The organism is Faecousia intestinalis, assembly GCF_040096185.1.
Taxonomy (GTDB): Bacteria; Bacillota; Clostridia; order Oscillospirales; family Oscillospiraceae; genus JAZOXB01.
Genome location: NZ_JBBMFF010000214.1, coordinates 1 through 18,569, shown reverse-complemented (window position 1 = coordinate 18,569; position 18,569 = coordinate 1). Strand labels below are relative to the sequence as shown.

Below are 18,569 nucleotides of genomic sequence, written 5' to 3'. Positions count from 1 at the left end.
GGTCCCATGGCGGATAACAACACAAACCAGGCTCCTTGGGAAGCATACAAGTATCAGATCAAGCAGATTGTCATTGGAAAGGGCATCACCTATATCGGTAAATTCAACTTCTTCTGGTGTAATAAGCTTGAAACTGTGACCTTTGAAGAGGGCTCGCAGCTTGAACGCATCGGCTGGGGTGCCTTCGGCTACAGCAGCCTGCCTCAGATTGCCATTCCCGACAGTGTGACCCGTTTGGAAGGGTATGCCTTCTACTATTGTTCCAACCTGTCCAACGTTGAGATCAGTGAGAGCAGTTGTCTGACCAGCTTGGGTGAATGCGTATTCAAGGCAGATACAAAGCTGACGAGCCTGTACATTCCTGACGGCATGAATAATATTGGATGGGGTATCTTTGAAAATGCCATCGCGAATGTTACGCTGTCAGTAGCAGAAAGCTCCTATGCTCAGACCTATGCCGAAAAGTATGGCATCGCCTATGTAACAAGAACCGCTAGGCCAGCAGTTGTTGCCTCCGGCTTCTGCGGTGAGGACGCTGCATGGGTTCTGACTTCTGACGGTGTGCTGAAGATCACTGGCAGTGGCCCTATGGCGGACAATGAGACAAACCATGCCCCTTGGGAAGCATGCAAGTATCTAATCAAGCAAGTCATGATTGGTAAAGACATCACCTATATTGGTAAGTTCAACTTCTTCTGGTGCAATAGACTCGAAACTGTAACCTTTGAAGATGGCTCGCAGCTCGAGCGCATCGGCTGGGGTGCCTTTGGCTACAGCAGCCTGAAAACAATTGCCATTCCTGACAGTGTTACCAGATTGGATGGGTATGCCTTCTACTACTGCACAAAGCTGAATGAAGTAGCGATCTCTGAAGGCAGCAATCTTGAAAGCATTGGAGAATACGCATTCAAAGGCGATACTGCGCTCCTCAGCCTGTATATTCCCAACACTGTAACAGAAATTGAAGACCGCATTCTGCAAGATGCGCTTAATATCGTGTTGTCTGTAGCAGCAAACTCCTACGCGCAGGCTTATGCTGAAAAGCTGGGCTATACCTACACCGTTCGTGGTACAACTGATGCAGCACAGCTGGAAACAATGGTAACCGAATTGAGCATTATTCCTGTTGACGATGAACTGGAAGAATTTCAAGTTCTGTTTCTGTCCGAATTGGACGACAGTAACTCGTAATCCGAGTTTACTCTCACAATTTAGAGGTCAATCCTGTCAGCAAACACCATCCGGAGGGCTGCACAATTGTGCAGCCCTCCCACACGGCATTTTACAAGAACTCCAAAGGAATGAGATTTCATGCAAGCTATTCAGCAACAGGAACGCGGTTCTCTATACCGTAGGGATATCCTATGCCTTTTAACCATCTTTATTTCCAGTATGGATTTTTTAGGCATTGGCGGCGATTTCCTTGCAATATTCCTGCTCGCCTATTTGATCTTGCATATTCGTCATATTGTAATAACGCAGCAAGCCATACTTCTTGCTCTGTTCTCAATTTTCTATTTCATATTCTACAGCTATCATAACAGCTTCGTATTTGCCGACCTACTTAAATACCTCGTCATGCCTTGGGCTTGCTACCTGGTCGGCAGCCACTTCATCAGGAATTCCCCTAACAGAAACTTACTACTGTTGATGATCATAAGCATCTCAGCTGGTTTCTTTCTGCATGGTACCCTTAATGTTGTGTCTTATCAGTTCTTTCATCGCGTTGATGAGCGATATGCTCGACTAGCTTACGACTTTTGGCATAAGGACTATCTGTCCGTCACAGCGCAGGGGCTTCTGTTTCTTTTCCCTGCTGCCATTTCAATCGGCCTGCTCTTTTTCGGTGATCGAAAGTGGACTATTCCGTCCCTACTTGTCCTGTCTATCTCACTCTATAACGCTATACAGCAGGCATATCGCGCTTTTTTCTTTGTCTCCGGATTGCTTATAGTCGGGATTCTGATATATATTTTGTTCACAGCTAAAATATCGCTCAGGCGTCGACTCCATATCATTCTTGGCGTTGTTATCCTATTTTTGATCGTTCTCATAGTCTGGGAAGCAGATATTGCTCATTTGAAAAGCACATTTGTATCGACACGACTTTATCGGCGCATCACACAGGGGGATCTGCTAAATGCCGGCGGGCGCATCAATATCTGGAAAAGCTTTTTTGATAATTGGTTGCGCTATCCATTTGGTTCCAATAATCAATTTGTTCTGTATGGCGGGCAAACATATGCGCACAATTTCTGGCTGGACATTTACCGTGTTGCTGGAATACTCCCTTTCATTTTCTCGATATCAGCAACAATTGACGAAATAATCATACTGTTTCGCTTTGGCAGATTGCATACAGATCGTAGCATCAGCCCTATCGCTTTCTGCTTTACGTCAGCAGCAATCATAAATTTTATGGTCGAACCGATCTATATTGCAAACCCGTACATCTATTATTTCTTTCTTATGATCCAGGGTGGAATTAACGGTGCAATGCACCAGAGCAAATCGGAGGTCACCCCATGAACCTCATTTTTCTCTCCAATTTCTACAACCATCATCAGGGGCCGCTATGCCGTGCACTGGCTGCGCAAAGCGGCGTCTCGTTCCGCTTTCTGGCCTGTGGAACGATCTCACTGGAGCGGCGCGCGATGTGGGGCGAGATCAGGGATCTTCCGGATTTTGTTGTCACGCCGCGTACCCCGGCAGAATGGGTCGTGGCCTCCCGCGAGATTTTGGAGGCAGATGCCGTAATTGTTGGCTCTGCGCCGCAAATTCTGCTGCGGGAACGCCTGCGGGAGGGAAAGCTGATCCTGCGATTTCAGGAGCGCCCTCTGAAAAACGGCTTGGAGCCGCTGAAATTTCTGCCGCGGATGGTGAAATGGCAACGTTGGAATCCCTCTTATAAGCCGGTGTATCTTCTATGTGCCAGTGCTTATGCCGCCGATGATTATGCGAAAATGGGATTGTTCCGTGGGAAGGCCTATAAATGGGGATATTTTCCTGCAGTACTTTCCTATGATACGGAAGCGCTGCTCTCACAAAAAGAGCCGAGCAGTATATTCTGGGCGGGCCGCTTGCTGGATTTGAAGCACCCGGATGATGCAATCCGGCTTGCGGCTCGGCTGCGGGATGCAGGCTATTCGTTTTCTCTGCGTATAGCGGGAAGCGGGACATTGGAACCGAAGCTGCGTGGAATGATCGCACAATATGCTTTGGAATCTCAGGTCTGCCTTCTGGGCAGCCTGTCACCGGAGCAGGTGCGCCGGGAAATGGAACGCAGCGCAATATTTCTGTTTACTTCGGATCGGCACGAAGGCTGGGGCGCTGTGTTGAACGAGGCCATGAACAGCGGCTGCGCAGTCGTTGCCAGTGACGCAGCCGGCTCGACGCCCTATTTGGTCGAGAATAGCGTAAATGGCTGTGTCTATCGCGCTGGGAATAGGAATGAACTATACGAAAATGTCGTACGGTTGTTGGAGCAGCCATCTACACGGGAAGCAATGGGCAAACATGCCTATGAGACCATCACAAACACCTGGAATGCTCAAGAAGCCGCCCGTCGGCTGGTCGATTTGATCCGGGCCATTTCAGAGGGGGTTCCGTCCCCCGAACTCTATTCGGAAGGGCCGTGCAGCCGCGCTTAGCCACTGCTGGCATATATCGCAAATATGAAAGTATCTTTTTTCAGCCGACGTGCCGCCAAAAACGCGGGCTGGCTGGTCGCAGGTAGAATCCTGCACATGGCACTGGCCTTTCTGGTCAATCTGCTCACTGCACGCTATCTGGGGCCGAGTAACTATGGTCTGGTCAACTATGCCGCCCTGTATACCGCCTTTTTCACATCCTTTGCCACTCTGGGGTTGAGTTCACTCCTTTTGAAGGACTTTATGGATGACCCGGAGGGTGCCGGAACTACAGTTGGAACGGCGATCGCAATGCGGCTGCTGTCCAGTACGCTGTCTGCGGTCACCATTCTGGCCATAGTGGCAGTTGTTGACCGGGGAGAGCGCTTGACCATGACCGTGGTAGCGCTTTACAGCATGTCCCTGATCTTTCAGGCGTTTGATACCATTCAGTACTGGTTTCAAAGTCGGCTGGAGTCCAAATACGCAACGATTGCCACATCGGTTGGGTATATCATCGTCTCTTTCTACAAAGTACTCCTTCTGGTTTTGGGCAAGGACGTTCGCTGGTTTGCCATCTCCAACACAATCGATTATGCCGTAGCAGCCATTGTATTTCTGGGGCTGTACAAGTGGCGCGGCGGTCCCCGTCTGCATATTTCGCCTGCAAAGGGGCGCGCCCTTCTGCGCCAGAGCGGGAGCTTTATTCTCTGCGGCCTTATGGTGTCCGTCTATAACTGTACAGACCGCTTTATGCTCAAGCATCTGCTGGATGAGGCCTCCGTTGGCTACTACGCCACGGCTACCAGTCTGGCTACCGTGTGGACCTTCGTCCTGTCGGCAATCATTGATTCGATCACGCCCGGTATCATGCAGGCCCATCGGACGGATCGAGCGCAGTTCGTCCGGCATAACCGGCAGCTGTATGCCCTTGTTTTCTATCTTTCTGTTGCCGTCTCCGCCGTGATCACGCTGCTTGCACGACCGGCTGTCAGCCTGCTCTATGGGGAAGCGTACCTTCCGGCTGTCATGCCGATGCAGGTCATTACATGGTACACCGCATTCTCTTATCTGGGCGTGGCCCGCGGCGCGTGGGTGGTATGCGAAGGAAAGCAAAAGTATCTGACACCGCTTTATATCGGCTCCGCGTTGGTGAATGTGGCTCTGAATTTTCTGCTGATCCCCTGCTGGGGCGCAACAGGTGCTGCCGTTGCCTCCCTGCTGACGCAAATATCTACAACGTTCGTATTTCCGCTTCTCCTACGTCCGCTGCGTCCCAATGGGCTGCTGATGTGTCAGGCAATCCTGCTGCGTGATGTGTTTCCAAAGCGAAAGAAAACCGATAATTCGCAGAGAAAGGCATGCTGATTATGTCAAGATTTGAAAACAAAGTCCTCCTCATCACGGGCGGCACCGGCTCCTTCGGCCATGCGGTTCTGGACCGCTTTCTGACCACGGACATCCGCGAGATTCGTATCCTCTCCCGCGACGAGAAAAAGCAGGACGACATGCGCCACGCCTATCAGCTGGCCTGTCCCGCCTGCGCGGAGAAAATCAAATTCTACATCGGCGATGTGCGGGACTACCGCTCCATAGCCCCAGCCTTCCGCGGGGTGGACTATGTGTTCCACGCCGCCGCCCTCAAGCAAGTGCCCTCCTGCGAGTTTTTCCCCATGGAGGCCGTCAAGACCAATGTCATCGGCTCCAACAACGTCATTGATGCCTGCGTGGAAAACCGGGTCAAGAAGGCGATCTTTCTCTCCACCGACAAGGCCGCCTATCCCATCAACGCCATGGGCATGTCCAAAGCTATGATGGAAAAGAACGTCATCGCCCGGTCGAAGCAGATGCTGGCAGACGATCCCGTGCTTTGCCTGACGCGCTATGGTAATGTCATGGCCTCCCGCGGCTCAGTCATTCCGCTGTTCTGCGACCAGATCGACGAGGGCAAGTCGCTCACCGTTACGAATCCGAACATGACTCGCTTCATGATGACGCTCAGCGACGCGGTCGATCTCGTTCTCTATGCCTTCGAGCATGGTAAGCAGGGCGACCTGTTCGTGCAGAAGGCGCCCGCCGCGACCATTGAAACACTGGCGCAGGCTGTTCTTGAGCTGAAGCAGTCCGACCTCGGCGTGCAGACCATCGGCACGCGCCACGGCGAGAAGCTCTTTGAGGTACTCGTGACCTCGGAGGAAATGCTGCGGGCGGAGGACCTGCCAGGTTTCTTCCGTATCCACGCCGACAGCCGCGACCTGAACTACGACAACTATTTCTCCAAAGGAAGCGCGGAGCTGTCTCAGATCGAACCGTACACCTCCCATAACACCCAGCGGCTGGACCTGGATGGTATGAAGCGCCTGCTGCAGAAGCTGAAGCTCTTTGGAGGAAATTGCTGATGAACATTCTTGTCACCGGCACGCGCGGCTTTGTGGGGAAAAATCTCGTCGCAGCGCTCCGAAACATCCGCGACGGCAAGGACCGCACGCACCCGGAGCTGGACATCCGGGAAATCTTCGAATATGACACGGACGGCTCACCGGAGCAGCTTGCCGCTTATGCCAAATCCGCGGATTTCGTATTCCATCTGGCGGGGGTAAACCGCCCGAAAACGGCAGAGGAATACCTCCCCGGCAATACCGGCTCTTTGGAAATACTGCTTGCCGCATTGCAAAACGCGGGCAACCGCTGCCCCGTGATGCTGGCCAGCTCCGCGCAGGCATCTCTCGTCGGGCGCTATGCGGGGAGTGAATACGGCAAGGCAAAGCTGGCCTGCGAAAAGCGGCTGCGGGCCTATGCCGCCGAGGCCGGCGCGGAGGCGCTGATTTACCGCTTCCCCAACGTGTTCGGCAAGTGGTGCCGACCGAATTACAATTCCGCCGTGGCGACGTTCTGTCACAACATTGCAAACGATCTGCCAATCACGGTCAACGACCCCGCGACGGAATTGGAGCTGGTCTACATTGACGATCTTGTCGCGGAGCTGCTGGCAGCGCTGTCCGGCCGGGCGCACCGCTGCGATTATGACGGCCTGACGCAGGTGCCCGGCGGAGATTTCTGCCGCGTGCCGGTGACGCACCGCGTGACGCTGGGCAAAATCGTGGAGCTACTGCAATCCTTTCACGTCCAGCCGGAAACGCTGCTACTTCCGGAAATTCCGGAGGGCAGTTTTGAAAAGAAACTCTACAGCACCTATCTTTCTTACCTGCCGCCGGAGAAAATTTCGTTTCCGCTCAAAATGAACGTCGATGTCCGCGGCAGCTTCACGGAGCTGCTGAAAACGCAGAGTTGCGGGCAGTTCTCCGTGAACATCACAAAGCCCGGCGTGACCAAGGGCCAGCACTGGCACCACAGCAAGTGGGAATTTTTTATCGTTGTAGCCGGACACGGGCTGATCCGTGAGCGGCGGCTGGACGCGGACGAGGTTCTGGAGTTTGCGGTCAGCGGCGAGAAAATCGAGGCCGTCCACATGCTGCCGGGCTACACCCACAGCATCACGAATCTCAGCAAGACCGATGATCTGGTGACGCTGATGTGGGCCAACGAGTGCTTCGACCCGCAGCACCCGGACACGTTCTATGAGGAGGTCTGAAATGGAAAAACTCAAGCTGATGACGATCCTCGGCACGCGGCCGGAGATCATCCGTCTTTCTGCTACCATCCAGCGCTGCGACCGCTATTTCCAGCAGATTCTCGTCCACACGGGGCAGAATTACGACTACGAGCTGAATCAGGTGTTCTTTGAAGATCTGGGGCTTCGCGCGCCGGACTATTACCTGAATGCCGCCGGTGCAAACCTCGGCGAGACGATCGGCACGATCATTGCCAAGAGCTACGCTCTCATGCAGAAGGTCAAGCCGGACGCCGTGCTGGTGCTGGGTGACACAAATTCCTGCCTGTCCGTCATTGCCGCCAAGCGGCTTCACATTCCGATCTTCCATATGGAGGCCGGGAACCGCTGCTTCGACGAATGCCTGCCGGAGGAAACCAACCGCCGCATTGTGGATGTGACCTCCGACGTAAACCTCTGCTATTCCGAGCACGCAAGGCGCTATCTGAACGCCGCAGGGGTTCCCAAGGAGCGTACCTTCGTGGTGGGCAGCCCCATGGCGGAGGTGCTGCATCAGAATCTGCCGCAGATCGAGGCCAGCGACATTCACGCCCGGCTGGGTCTGGAAAAAGGCAAGTACATTCTGCTCTCCGCCCACCGGGAGGAAAACATCGACACGGAGGAGAATTTCCGTTCGCTCTTCACGGCGGTAAACGCCATGGCGGCGCAATACGACCTGCCGGTGCTGTACTCCTGCCACCCGAGAAGCCGGAAACGATTGGAGGAAAGCGGATTCCAACTGGACAAGCGCGTGATTGCGCACAAGCCGCTGGGCTTTCACGATTATAACTGCCTGCAGATGAACGCCTTCTGCGTCGTGTCCGACAGCGGCACCCTGCCGGAGGAGTCGAGCTTCTACCTGTCGGTGGGCAAGCCTTTCCCGGCGGTGTGCATCCGCACCTCCACCGAGCGCCCGGAGGCGCTGGACAAGGGCTGCTTTGTCCTCTCCGGCATCCATACGGAGCAGCTGCTGCAGTCCATTGACTTGGCAGTGCAGATGCAGCAAAACGGCGAATTCGGCACTCCAGTGCCCGACTATACCGCGGAAAACGTCTCCGTGAAGGTCGCAAGGATCATCCAGAGCTATACCGGCATCGTGGATCGTTTTATTTGGAGAAAATAGTATTTCTGTCTGGCAGTCCGTCCGAGTGTCCATCTCGGGCGGGCTGTTTTTTGCTTTTTCCGCGCTGCAGCGATGTTTCTGGGGTATCCACGCAAAAATTTTTTTGGCTGGGTAAGTTGAAATGTATCGGAAATGTATTGTTCCTGTACCTGCAAATGTATCTTTTTTGGTATCGGGAGGGGCAGGCCGGGGCTATCGAAATGCTGCATAATTACCCCCGGATTCTGCGCCGGAATGTGACAACTTCAGGACAGTTTTGTATATGTTTTCATATCGATGAATAGCGTCCCCCATGGCATCACGGAAATGTATCTTTTTCCGTATTCAATCGTCTCATTCTCGCCTTGTGAAAATGCACATTTTTATTTTAATTTTATCTACTATTTTGTTGAAATCGCAAAAAAATATGCTTGAAAAATCGGATTTTTAGTGGTATGATACAAACGTAAGCACAACGCATCCCTTTTCCGGCTTTCAATCCTCTTAAGTAACAGGATGGATAAATATGAGTATCTCTTCTAAAAAACCGCTGTACTATCAGTTAAAGCAGACATTACTGAAATGGATCGAGGGCGGCGACTATCCGCCCGGTTCGATCCTGCCGTCCGAAAAGCAGCTGCAGGACTCCTTCGGCATCAGCCGCACGACCGTGCGCATGGCGCTCAAGGAGCTGGAGCAGGAGGGCTTCCTCGTCCGTAGTCCCGGCAAGGGGACATTCGTCGCCAGCATGAAGATCGAAAGCGGCCCGCGGCGCATTCTCAGCTTCACGCAGGAGATGCTGAACATGGGCCTTCAGGTCAGCAATCAGGTCGTCTCCCTCGAGAAGGAGCTGCCGGTGATCCGCACGGCGAACAAGCTGCAGATCCCGCAGGACCAGCCCGTCTGGCGGCTCGAGCGCATCCGCATGGCGGACTCCGTCCCCATCGCCACGGAGGTCAACTATATCCCGGCTGCGCTTGTGCCCAACATGGAGGCGCAGCTTGCGCAGAACCAGTCGTTTTATTCCTGCCTTGAGGAGGAATACGGCATCATCATCGTCTATGCGCGCGAGCGCGTGGAGTGCCGCCTTGCCAACATGCGGGAGAGCCGGCACCTCGGCATTCCGAAGGGTTCGGCGATCCTGTACGTCGAGCGCCAGACCTTCGGCTACCGCAAGAGCAGGCCGATGGAGCTGTTCCCCGTCGAGTTCGTCAAGATGTCCTACAACGCAGAGAAGTATACATTCCACCAGATCATCCGCAAGGAGTAACATCGTTGTCTGCTGCGGCCGCAGTACACATAGTACACATAGAGAGTTTCAGACCCACAATATCAGGAGGTAACCATGAAAACCACAAAGTGCATCGCCCTGCTTCTCGCCATCGTGATGACGCTGGCACTGTTTGCCGGCTGTTCCAACAGCCCCGCAAATGACCCCGCCACGGACGCTCCCGCGACCGACGCTCCCAGCACCGCCCCCGACAACAGCGATAACACCGATGGAAACGACATTCCTGCCGAAGGCCTGACCTTCCCGAACCCGGTCGAAGCCCCCGAGACCATCACCACCGTCGGCCCGGACGGCAGCCCCGCTGCCTGGTATACCGAGCTGGAGCTGACGCCGGAGGAGCTGGCGCAGGTCCGCTCCATGAACCTCACCGCCTGCTTTGAGCTCATCAACGCCAGCGAGTGGGACAACGCAAACCTCATCGGCTTCCAGGATGCCTGCGAGGCCATGAACATCAAGATCGTCGGCCAGGGCTGCTGCGATCTCGACCCCATCCAGCAGAAGACGAACATGGAATCCTTCGCCGCGCTGAACCCGGACATCGTGACCTGCCAGCCGCAGGACCTCGACGTCTGCGCGCCGACGTTTGACCCGCTGTGGCAGGCAGGCGTCAAGCTGACGTTCATGAGCAACGTTCCCACGGGCTACACGGCAGGCAAGGAATATGTCGGCGCTATCACGGACTCCATCGTCGACATGGGCATCGACAGCGCCGAGATGATGGCTGATGCCATCGGCGGCGAGGGCGAGATCCTCGCCATCACGGTCGCCGACGTCAACTACGTCTGCAACACCCGCGACGATGCCTTCCTCAAGACCATCGCCGAGCAGTATCCGAACATCACCGTCGCCGAAGTCGGCGGCTTCTCCTCCCCGAACGAAGCAGCGCAGATCACCTCCGCTCTGCTGACGAAGTATCCGAATGTCAAGGGCATCTTCGTCTCCTACTCCACCCCGTGCATCGACGTTCTGCAGACCGTGAAGGCCCTCGGCCGCACCGACATCAAGATCGTCACCATGGATCTCGACACCACCTGCGCGCTCGATATGGCACAGGGCGGCAACATCGTCGGCATCGCCTGCGATATGCCGTATGCCATGGGATACGGCCGCGCGCTGATGGCCGCCTATGCCTGCATCGGCAAGGAGTGCCCGGGCTATGTCACATCCCCGTCTTTCAAGGTCACCCGCGAGAATCTGCTTGAGGGCTACCGCACCTCCCTCGGTATCGAGGCTCCCGCTGACGTTCAGGCCGCTCTGAACGGCTGATAACCAACGCCGGGCGGTGTTTTCCCGCCCGGCGTTTTTCGATCCCATTCCGCTGTATGGCACAGCGACCCGAAATGAGGTAACGCAAATGTCCGAAACACAAACCGCTGTCAACGCGATCGAAATGCGCGGCATCGTGATGGAATTCTCCGGCGTCCGCGCGCTGGACGGCGTCGATTTTTCCCTGCGGCAGGGACAGGTCATGGGCCTTGTCGGCAAAAACGGTGCGGGCAAGAGCACGCTGATGAAGATCATCAACGGCGTCTACACCCAGACGGCAGGCACCGTCCGATTTTTTGGCAAGAACATTGATAAATCCGTTTCCGTCCGGGAACGTGAGCAGACCGTTGCCATGATCTACCAGGACTACAGTCTGGTCGGCGAAATGACGGTCGCAGAAAATATATTTCTGAACACAGAGCCGATCCGCGGCGCGCTGATCTCCGACCGCGACTGCATTCGGAAGGCCGCGGAATTCTTCCGCGATATGGGCATCCGCATCGATCCGCGGCAGAAGGTCAAGTCCCTCTCCACCGGCGACATGCAGATGGTTGAGATCGCCAAGGCCATCATGAAGCAGACAAAGATCATCCTTATGGATGAGCCAACTGCCGCGCTCGACGCCGATGCCACGACGAAGTTCTTTGAGATCATCGAACGTCTGAAACAGCAGGGCTACTCCATCGTCATCAGCACCCACCACCTGCAGCATATTCTCGATATCTGCGACGCCGTGACGATCATCCGCGACGGCAGGGCCTGCATGGCAAAGGAGATCCGTGACACAACGCTCGAGGAGATCATCGCCCAGATGCTCGGCGAGAGCGGCTTTCAGGCCGTGAAGAGCCGCAAGCCGCAGGATTTTGACGGTCTGACACCGCTGCTCGAGGTGAAGGACGTGACCTCGAAGGTCATTCCGGAGCCTCTGAGCTTCACCGTCCGCCCGGGCGAGGTCGTCGGTCTGGCCGGTCTGAAGGGCGCCGGGCGCACGGAGATCTTCAATGTGCTGTTCGGCATCGACCCGGCGCGCAGCGGTGAGATCCGGCTGGACAGGAAAAAGCTCCGCGTCCGCCAGCCGTGCGACGCCATCCGCGGCGGCATTTTTCTTGTCCCGGAGAACCGCCACACACAGGGCCTGTCCCTGATGCACAGCGTCTATGACAATTCCCTGCTCCCGCTGCTCCCCATGCTGAGCAAAATGCGCTTTTTCATCGATGACAGGCAAGGCGCACAGATCGTGCAGGAGATCATTGAAACCATGCAGGTCAAAACGCCGGGCAGCGATATCGCCATCAGCAAGCTCTCCGGTGGCAACCAGCAGAAAATCGTTGTCGGCAAGGCGCTTGAGAGCCATCCGAAGATCCTGCTGCTCGACGACCCGACCTACGGCGTGGACATCCATGCCAAGGGCGACATCACCGCTGCGATCACCCGCTTCACGGACGCGGGCGGCGGCGTGGTCTTCGTCTCCTCCGAACTGACGGAGATGATCGAAAACTGCGACCGCATCCTGCTCATCAAATACAACCGCATCGTCGGAGAGCTTCGTGACGTTCCCCGGCTCGGATTGACGGAAGACAGCCTGATGGCTGCGATTCAATAGGAGGCTCACCATGAAAACGAAGATCTCCGCGCGCAAATTTCTTTCGAAGTACATGATTTATCTTGCCTTTGTCGCCCTGCTGATCGTCTTTTCCCTGACGCTCCGCAATGTCGGCAACGGCTTTCTGGATATGGGCAACGTCTGGAACATCATCCGGCAGACAGCGCTCATCGCCATTCTCGGCGTCGGCATGACCTATGCCCTTGGTGCAGGCCAGATCGACCTGTCCGTCGGCTCCGTCGTCGGCCTGACGTCCCTTGTCACGGCCTGGACTGTGCAGGCCGCAGGCCTCATCCCCGGCGTGCTGGCCGGTCTGGCCGTCGGCGCTGTCGTCGGCGCGATCAATGGTGCGCTCATCGCATGGGTAAAAATCCCGCCCTTTATCGCTACGCTCGGCACGCAGATCCTCTTTGCCGGTGTTTCGCGCACGGTCTCCGGTCTGAAATCCGTCCCCATCACGAACACGACGTTCAACTTTGTGTTCGGCGGCGGCGACTTCGGCGGCGTTCCCGTGCTGCTTCTCTGGATGGTCGTGATCGTGGTCGTCGGCCAGCTCTTCCTGCGCAAGCGGCCGTTCGGCCGTCAGGTCATTTCCGTGGGCGGCAACCCCAAGGCCGCACTCTACTCCGGCGTGCGCGTCAAGCTGACGATCTTCAAGGTCATGCTGCTCTCCGGCGTACTTGCGTCGCTGGCCGGTATTCTCTGGGCCGGACGCTTCGGCGGCGGCCGCTACTCGCTGGGCGAGGCGGAGGAGACCTCCGCGATCGCAGCGACCGTTCTGGGCGGCACGAGCATCAACGGCGGCAAGGCCTCCGTGGCAGGTGCCTGCGTCGGTGCCGTCATGCTCGGCATGATCAACAACGCGCTCGTCATGTATGGTCTGGATGTCTATCAGCAGATGGTTGTCCGCGGCCTCATCATCCTCGCCGCCGTTGCCTTCACCGTCAACGCGGAGAAGGACGCCTGAGCAGGAGGAGCCTATGCTGGATATCATTGGAGTCGGCGATACAAACGTCGACGTGATGATCCGCGTTCCGCACATTGCTTCGCATGACGAGAAGGTGCGCGGGCAGCTGCTCGGGAATTTCCCCGGCGGGATCATCGGAAACTTCTGCTGCGCCGCAGCCGCCTTCGGAGCGAAGGCCGGTGCCGTCTGCAAGGTCGGCATGGATGACTACGGCGAGCTGGCAAAAAGCGACCTGCAGCGCCGCGGCGTCGATGTCAGCCATATGGTCGTCGATCCTGCCTGTGAGACCTATTTCTGCATGGTCCTGCTGGACCACACCGGCGAAAAGGCGCTGACCATTGTGGAGACGTCCGGCTTTCTGCCGAAGCCGGAGGAGGTCGACCTTGCCTATCTGAAAACCGCAAAGCGCGTTCACATGACCTCTCTGGATATGACCCTTGCCGCCCATGTGGCACAGGCGCTGGACGGCACGCAGACGCTCCTGTCCATGGACATTGAGGCAACGGCGGGAACTGCGCCCGCAGCCGTGTGGGACAGCGTCCTGCAGCGCGTGGACACGGCCTTCCCGAACGAAGCAGGTCTGGCTGCTCTGACGGGCTGCACCAATCTGGAAGCAGGCGCACGGCAGCTGCTGGCGCGCGGCGTTCGGACCGTTGTGGTCACCTGCGGAGAAAACGGAGCATGGGTCTTCCGCAAGGGATATTCCCACCACTGCCCGGCCTTTTCCGTTCCGGTGCAGGACACGACCGGCGCGGGCGACTGCTTCAACGCGGTCTTCCTCTCCGGCCTTGTGGAGGGCTGGAGCATGGAGCGCTGCGCGCAGTATGCCACTGCGGCCGCTGCCATCGCCATTGGCGCGATCGGCTCGCGCACAAAGCTCCCGTCCCGCGCGGAAACGGAACGATTCATTCTGGAAAAGGGGGAAGCACTATGCAGCTGAGGGCCGGAATTTACCCCAGCCGTCATCCGGAGCAGACGGACGGCTGGCGCATCCTGTGCGAGCAGGAAAAGACCCCGCATTTTCTGACGACGGAAAGGCCGGACTGCCCGGTCCTGCTGTGCGAGGGCGAAACGCCCGTCTGGCTTCCCGACTATCTGCAGGAGGGCGGCATCGCCGTGCTCTCCGGCATGCATCCGGAGGAGCTTCCCTTCCCCACGGACTATATCGGCACGGCGGCGCTCGAATTTGCCGACCTGACGGAGCTTGACTGCGGCACGCCGCGCATTGCGAGCCTCGTCCCCGTCTATGCGGGCAGCGGCATCGGCCTGCTTCGCCTGCATGAGAGCCGCAAGATCAAATGCGGTCTGCACCCGGACGAATATCCCGCCGTTGTCTGGCAGAGCGTCGGAAAGGGCGGCTGCTGGTATACGGGGATCCCGTTCTCGGAGCTCATCTGCGCACTGGGCGACACCCTGCGCCGGACAACGCCGGATTCCGACTTTACCGAGCGCATCACATCGGTGGATAAGCACCTGCTGCTGCGCGCCATGCGGGAGCTGCTCATCCGCTCCTATGGCAAACGCGGCCTGCCGTATGTCTACCTGCACTATTACCCAGGAAACTATCAGTCCGTCTTCGTGTTCCGCGTGGACATTGACGGCATTTACGGCGACCATCTCCGCCGTATCAGCGATGCCGCGAAAAAGGCCGGCATCCGCGTGACGTTCTATACAAACAAATCGCTCTGCGAGCCGGAGGCCGAGCGTCTGCGGGACATTGACCCGAGCCACGACATCGGCTGCCACGCCGATGTCCACAATCTGTTCACCACGCAGGAGGAGAACTTCCGCAATGTTCACGACTGCCGCGCATGGATGAAGGAGCTGGGCATCGACTATACGACCGGCTTTGTCGCACCGCGCGGCATGTGGAACTTTGCTCTGAACCGGGCGCTGGAGGAAGACGGCGTCACCTATACCTCGGACTTCGGCTATGCCGTTTTCGGGCTTCCCTTCTATCCCTATGACCACGGCACGCGTATGGCGGTCAAGCAGCTGCCGGTCGACCCGTTCTCCACGGAGCGCGCCGTTGCCAAGGCCGAGGAGGAGGGCACGGCGCTGCCGGAGGGTTCTGTGACGGACTATTTCTGCCGGTCCGTGCGCCGTCAGGCAGAGGCAGGACTTCCCGTCATTCTCTACAGCCATCCGCAGCACTTCGGCCTGCTGGCTGAGGAGACATTCCCGCGTCTGGCCGAGGCCGTCCGTGCTCTGCCGCTCTGGCATGCGACGATGGGCGAGCTGGACGCATGGTGGCAGAAGCGCGACGGTGCGGACTACGCTGCCTTCTGGGAGGACAGCCTCACCGTGACCGGAGACCTGCCGGAGAACGTCAGCATCCGTGTGATCGAGCCGAAAGGAGAATAATCATGTTTGTTGTCCCCTGCAAATGGCGGGAGCTGCTCCCGCCGGAGGCGCAGGAGCGCTTTGACGACGTCAACGAGCAGCGCGTCCTCGGCGCAAGCAGCCATATCCGCATCATCGGAAACATTTTCCTCAGCATTGCCGAAAACGGCGCAGGCAATACCCTCCCCCTGCTCCGCGGCATCGCCGACCACTTTATCGCAACGCGCGGCGAGTCCAGTCAGGCCATCACGAACGCTATCGGCCTCATGCTGCGCAATGTGCACGGCAGCAGCCGGGCAGAGCTTGCACAAAGCATCCGGAAGGGTGTCGAGTGCTACCGTACGGAGGCCGCAAAGGATCTGGAAAAGATCCGTTCCCTGCTCTGGACCGTTCTGGAGGGCAAAAGGACGCTGCTGCTCTATGACTATTCCAGTACCGTGGCGGCAATTTCCGCTCTGGGGCAGGAGCATGGCGTTTCGTTCCGCTGCATCGTGCCCGAGAGCCGCGCGCTCGACGGCGGCAGGCCCTATGTCGCACCGCTGCTCCGCGCTGGGCACAGCGTCCATGTCATTCCGGACTGCGCGCTGTATCAATATATTCCGGCGTGCGATGCCGCCTTCATCGGCTCCGAGACGTACTATCCGGACGGAACATGCTTTAACACGGTCGGCTCGGAGCTGACGGCCCTGCTGTGCAGCCGGTTCCATGTGCCGTTCTATGTACCGACGCCCCTGCTGAAGCTCGACCTGCGTGCGCTGGACGGCTATCGAAAAAAGCCGATCCTCGACGATCACCGCCAGCGCATCGGCGGCAGCTGGACGGCCGACGAAACGGCAGGCGTGGACTTCGTCTGCCCGGAGCTTGTGGCCATTGCACCGGAGTTCATCACCGCTTATATCACAGAGGCAGGCATTCTTCCGCCGACGGCCATGTATACCGCCGGGCTGAACTATGCTGCAAAACTGGGAGGTGCGAACGCATGAAGGGCAGAGTCATCGGCATGGTGCAGACCCGTCCCCTGCCCGGCAGCTACCGTAACCGGGGCGAACGCATCAGCTTCATCACGGAGCAGGCGCTGGAGGAAACGCGCATTCTGGCCGAATGCGGCGTGCAGAGCGTGATTTTACAAAATATGGGCGACATGCCCATCCGGCAGCAGTCCACGCCGGAGGCTATCGCCTATCTCAGCGTTGTGGCGCAGGCCATCCGGCGGAGCTTCCCCGCGCTGTGCCTTGGCGTGCTCGTCAACTGGGACGGCGTGGCCGCGCTGGCTGTGGCGGATGCCGCCGGAGCGGACTTTGTGCGCGTGGAGCATCTGTACACCGGTGCAGAGGTCACAAGCGCCGGACTGCTGCAGGGCCAGTGCTGCGAGATCACCGCACTGAAACGGAAGCTGGGGACGGACATTCCCGTCTATGCCGACGTCTGGGAGCGCCACGGCATCCCGCTGTGCCCCCAGCCGCTGGACGAAGCGGCCTGGCAGTGCGTCCACGAGGCGTTTGCCGACGGTCTGTTCCTCTGCGGGAAGAACGCGCAGGAGAGTCTGTCCATGGCCCGGCAGGTACGGCAGCGCGTTCCCGGCATCCCGCTGTTCCTCGGCGGAGGCGCAACGGGAGACAACGTTCGCGTGCTGCTGCAGGAATATGACGCCGTCTGCGTAGCGACCTGGATCAAAAACGGCGACATGCGCAATCCGGTCGACCCGGATCGCACACGTTATTTTATGGAGCAGGCCGCTCTGGCAGAGGTAGGCACATGAAGATCATCGCGGTTCCGAATTATGAGGCTCTGAGCTGCTGTGCCGCGGATATCGTTGAGGCGCAGATCAGGCAAAAGCCGGACACCTGCCTCGGCACCGTGACCGGCAGCTCGCCAGAGGGCATGTACCGCGAGCTGGTCCGCCGCCACCGGGAGGAGGGGCTGGAGCTTTCCCGCATCCGCACGGTCAACACGGATGAATATGCCGGTCTCTCCGGCACGCATCCGCAGTCCTATCGTTACTATCTGGAGGAGCATTTCTTCCGTTCCTGCGGTATCCCGTCGGAGCATACGGCGGTCCCGCAGGGCGACGCAGCCGACCCATTGAAGGAGTGCCGCCGCTATGAAGCACTCTGCCGCTCCCACCCGGCCGATCTGCAGATCCTCGGTGTCGGCCACACCGGCCACATCGGCTTCAACGAGCCTGCCGATGATTTTCCGGAGCTGACGCACCTTGTGGACCTTGCCCCGCAGACGCTCGCCGCAAACGCGCGCTACTTTGACGACCCGGACACCATGCCGCGGCAGGCCATTACGGTCGGCCTCGGTGTGCTGATGCGGGCGAAGCGCATCCTGCTGCTCATCAGCGGCAGCGGAAAGGCAGAGATCACAGAACGCTTGCTGTGCGGCAGGATCGTGCCACAGGTCCCGGCGACTATTCTGCGGCTGCATCCCGATGTGACGGCCGTCATCGATGAGGACGCCCTGCAGCTCGTGCGCGCGCACGCGCCGAACCTGATTCCATAACCATAACATAATAAGCAAACGGCCCGGACAAATGTCCGGGCCGCAGCAGACTGTCAAAGAACCTGCCCAGCTGAAAGTTTCGGAGGGAAGAAAAGTGTGAAAGGAAACCGTCAGGGTGTCCTTTCGCGTTCCATCACCCGCCGCAGCGGCAGAATTGCAAAATAAAAATACAAAAACTTATTTTGCAATTCTGAAAGCAGCTTGGCGAAAAATCCCGAAGGGACTTTTTTGACAAGCTGAGCGGCCCCGACAA

The 18,569-nt window shown here is 57.6% G+C and carries 16 protein-coding genes; all 16 read left to right on the top strand.

What is annotated here, in order from left to right:
• Positions 1-1,191 (top strand): leucine-rich repeat domain-containing protein (locus WMO66_RS07685; protein ID WP_349135834.1); only part of this gene is annotated, 1,191 nt, incomplete at its 5' end.
• Positions 1,192-1,311: 120 nt separating this feature from the next.
• The gene (locus WMO66_RS07680) at positions 1,312-2,529 is read left to right on the top strand and encodes an O-antigen ligase family protein (protein WP_349135833.1); all 1,218 of its coding nucleotides are present in this window, start codon (positions 1,312-1,314) and stop codon (positions 2,527-2,529) included.
• Positions 2,526-3,650: a glycosyltransferase family 4 protein gene (locus WMO66_RS07675; RefSeq protein ID WP_349135831.1), complete on the top strand. Its 1,125-nt coding sequence runs from the start codon at positions 2,526-2,528 to the stop codon at positions 3,648-3,650. The genes WMO66_RS07680 and WMO66_RS07675 overlap by 4 nt, the downstream gene beginning before the upstream one ends.
• Positions 3,651-3,674: 24 nt before the next feature.
• Positions 3,675-4,997 (top strand): flippase, encoded by a 1,323-nt coding sequence (locus WMO66_RS07670; RefSeq protein WP_349135830.1) that lies wholly within the window; start codon positions 3,675-3,677, stop codon positions 4,995-4,997.
• Between the two features lie 2 nt (positions 4,998-4,999).
• Positions 5,000-6,028, top strand: coding sequence for a polysaccharide biosynthesis protein (locus tag WMO66_RS07665; RefSeq protein ID WP_349135829.1), 1,029 nt, complete (start codon positions 5,000-5,002; stop codon positions 6,026-6,028).
• Positions 6,028-7,221 carry a polysaccharide biosynthesis C-terminal domain-containing protein gene (locus WMO66_RS07660; RefSeq protein WP_349135828.1) on the top strand — a complete coding sequence of 398 codons (1,194 nt, stop codon included), beginning with the start codon at positions 6,028-6,030 and terminating at the stop codon, positions 7,219-7,221. Before WMO66_RS07665 ends, WMO66_RS07660 begins: the two co-directional genes overlap by 1 nt.
• 1 nt (position 7,222) lies before the next feature.
• Complete coding sequence (gene wecB / locus WMO66_RS07655; protein WP_349135827.1) at positions 7,223-8,362, top strand: non-hydrolyzing UDP-N-acetylglucosamine 2-epimerase; 1,140 nt, start codon at positions 7,223-7,225, stop codon at positions 8,360-8,362.
• Positions 8,363-8,867: 505 nt separating this feature from the next.
• Positions 8,868-9,611, top strand: coding sequence for a GntR family transcriptional regulator (locus WMO66_RS07650; protein ID WP_349135825.1), 744 nt, complete (start codon positions 8,868-8,870; stop codon positions 9,609-9,611).
• Positions 9,612-9,686: 75 nt separating this feature from the next.
• On the top strand, positions 9,687-10,898 hold the full coding sequence (locus tag WMO66_RS07645; RefSeq protein ID WP_349135824.1) for a substrate-binding domain-containing protein: 1,212 nt from the start codon (positions 9,687-9,689) through the stop codon (positions 10,896-10,898).
• 88 nt (positions 10,899-10,986) lie between these two features.
• Positions 10,987-12,501 (top strand): sugar ABC transporter ATP-binding protein, encoded by a 1,515-nt coding sequence (locus tag WMO66_RS07640; RefSeq protein WP_349135823.1) that lies wholly within the window; start codon positions 10,987-10,989, stop codon positions 12,499-12,501.
• Between the two features lie 10 nt (positions 12,502-12,511).
• On the top strand, positions 12,512-13,468 hold the full coding sequence (locus WMO66_RS07635; protein WP_349135822.1) for an ABC transporter permease: 957 nt from the start codon (positions 12,512-12,514) through the stop codon (positions 13,466-13,468).
• Positions 13,469-13,481: 13 nt separating this feature from the next.
• A complete protein-coding gene (locus WMO66_RS07630; RefSeq protein ID WP_349135821.1) occupies positions 13,482-14,408 on the top strand; it encodes a carbohydrate kinase family protein in 927 nt (308 codons plus the stop codon).
• A complete protein-coding gene (locus tag WMO66_RS07625; RefSeq protein WP_349135820.1) occupies positions 14,399-15,832 on the top strand; it encodes a polysaccharide deacetylase family protein in 1,434 nt (477 codons plus the stop codon). The genes WMO66_RS07630 and WMO66_RS07625 overlap by 10 nt, the downstream gene beginning before the upstream one ends.
• A gap of 2 nt (positions 15,833-15,834) precedes the next feature.
• On the top strand, positions 15,835-16,794 hold the full coding sequence (locus WMO66_RS07620) for an IF-2B domain-containing protein (protein ID WP_349135819.1): 960 nt from the start codon (positions 15,835-15,837) through the stop codon (positions 16,792-16,794).
• The gene (locus WMO66_RS07615) at positions 16,791-17,570 is read left to right on the top strand and encodes a BtpA/SgcQ family protein (RefSeq protein WP_349135818.1); all 780 of its coding nucleotides are present in this window, start codon (positions 16,791-16,793) and stop codon (positions 17,568-17,570) included. The genes WMO66_RS07620 and WMO66_RS07615 overlap by 4 nt, the downstream gene beginning before the upstream one ends.
• A complete protein-coding gene (gene nagB / locus WMO66_RS07610) occupies positions 17,567-18,316 on the top strand; it encodes a glucosamine-6-phosphate deaminase (protein ID WP_349135817.1) in 750 nt (249 codons plus the stop codon). Before WMO66_RS07615 ends, nagB begins: the two co-directional genes overlap by 4 nt.
• The last annotated feature ends 253 nt before the right edge of the window (positions 18,317-18,569 follow it).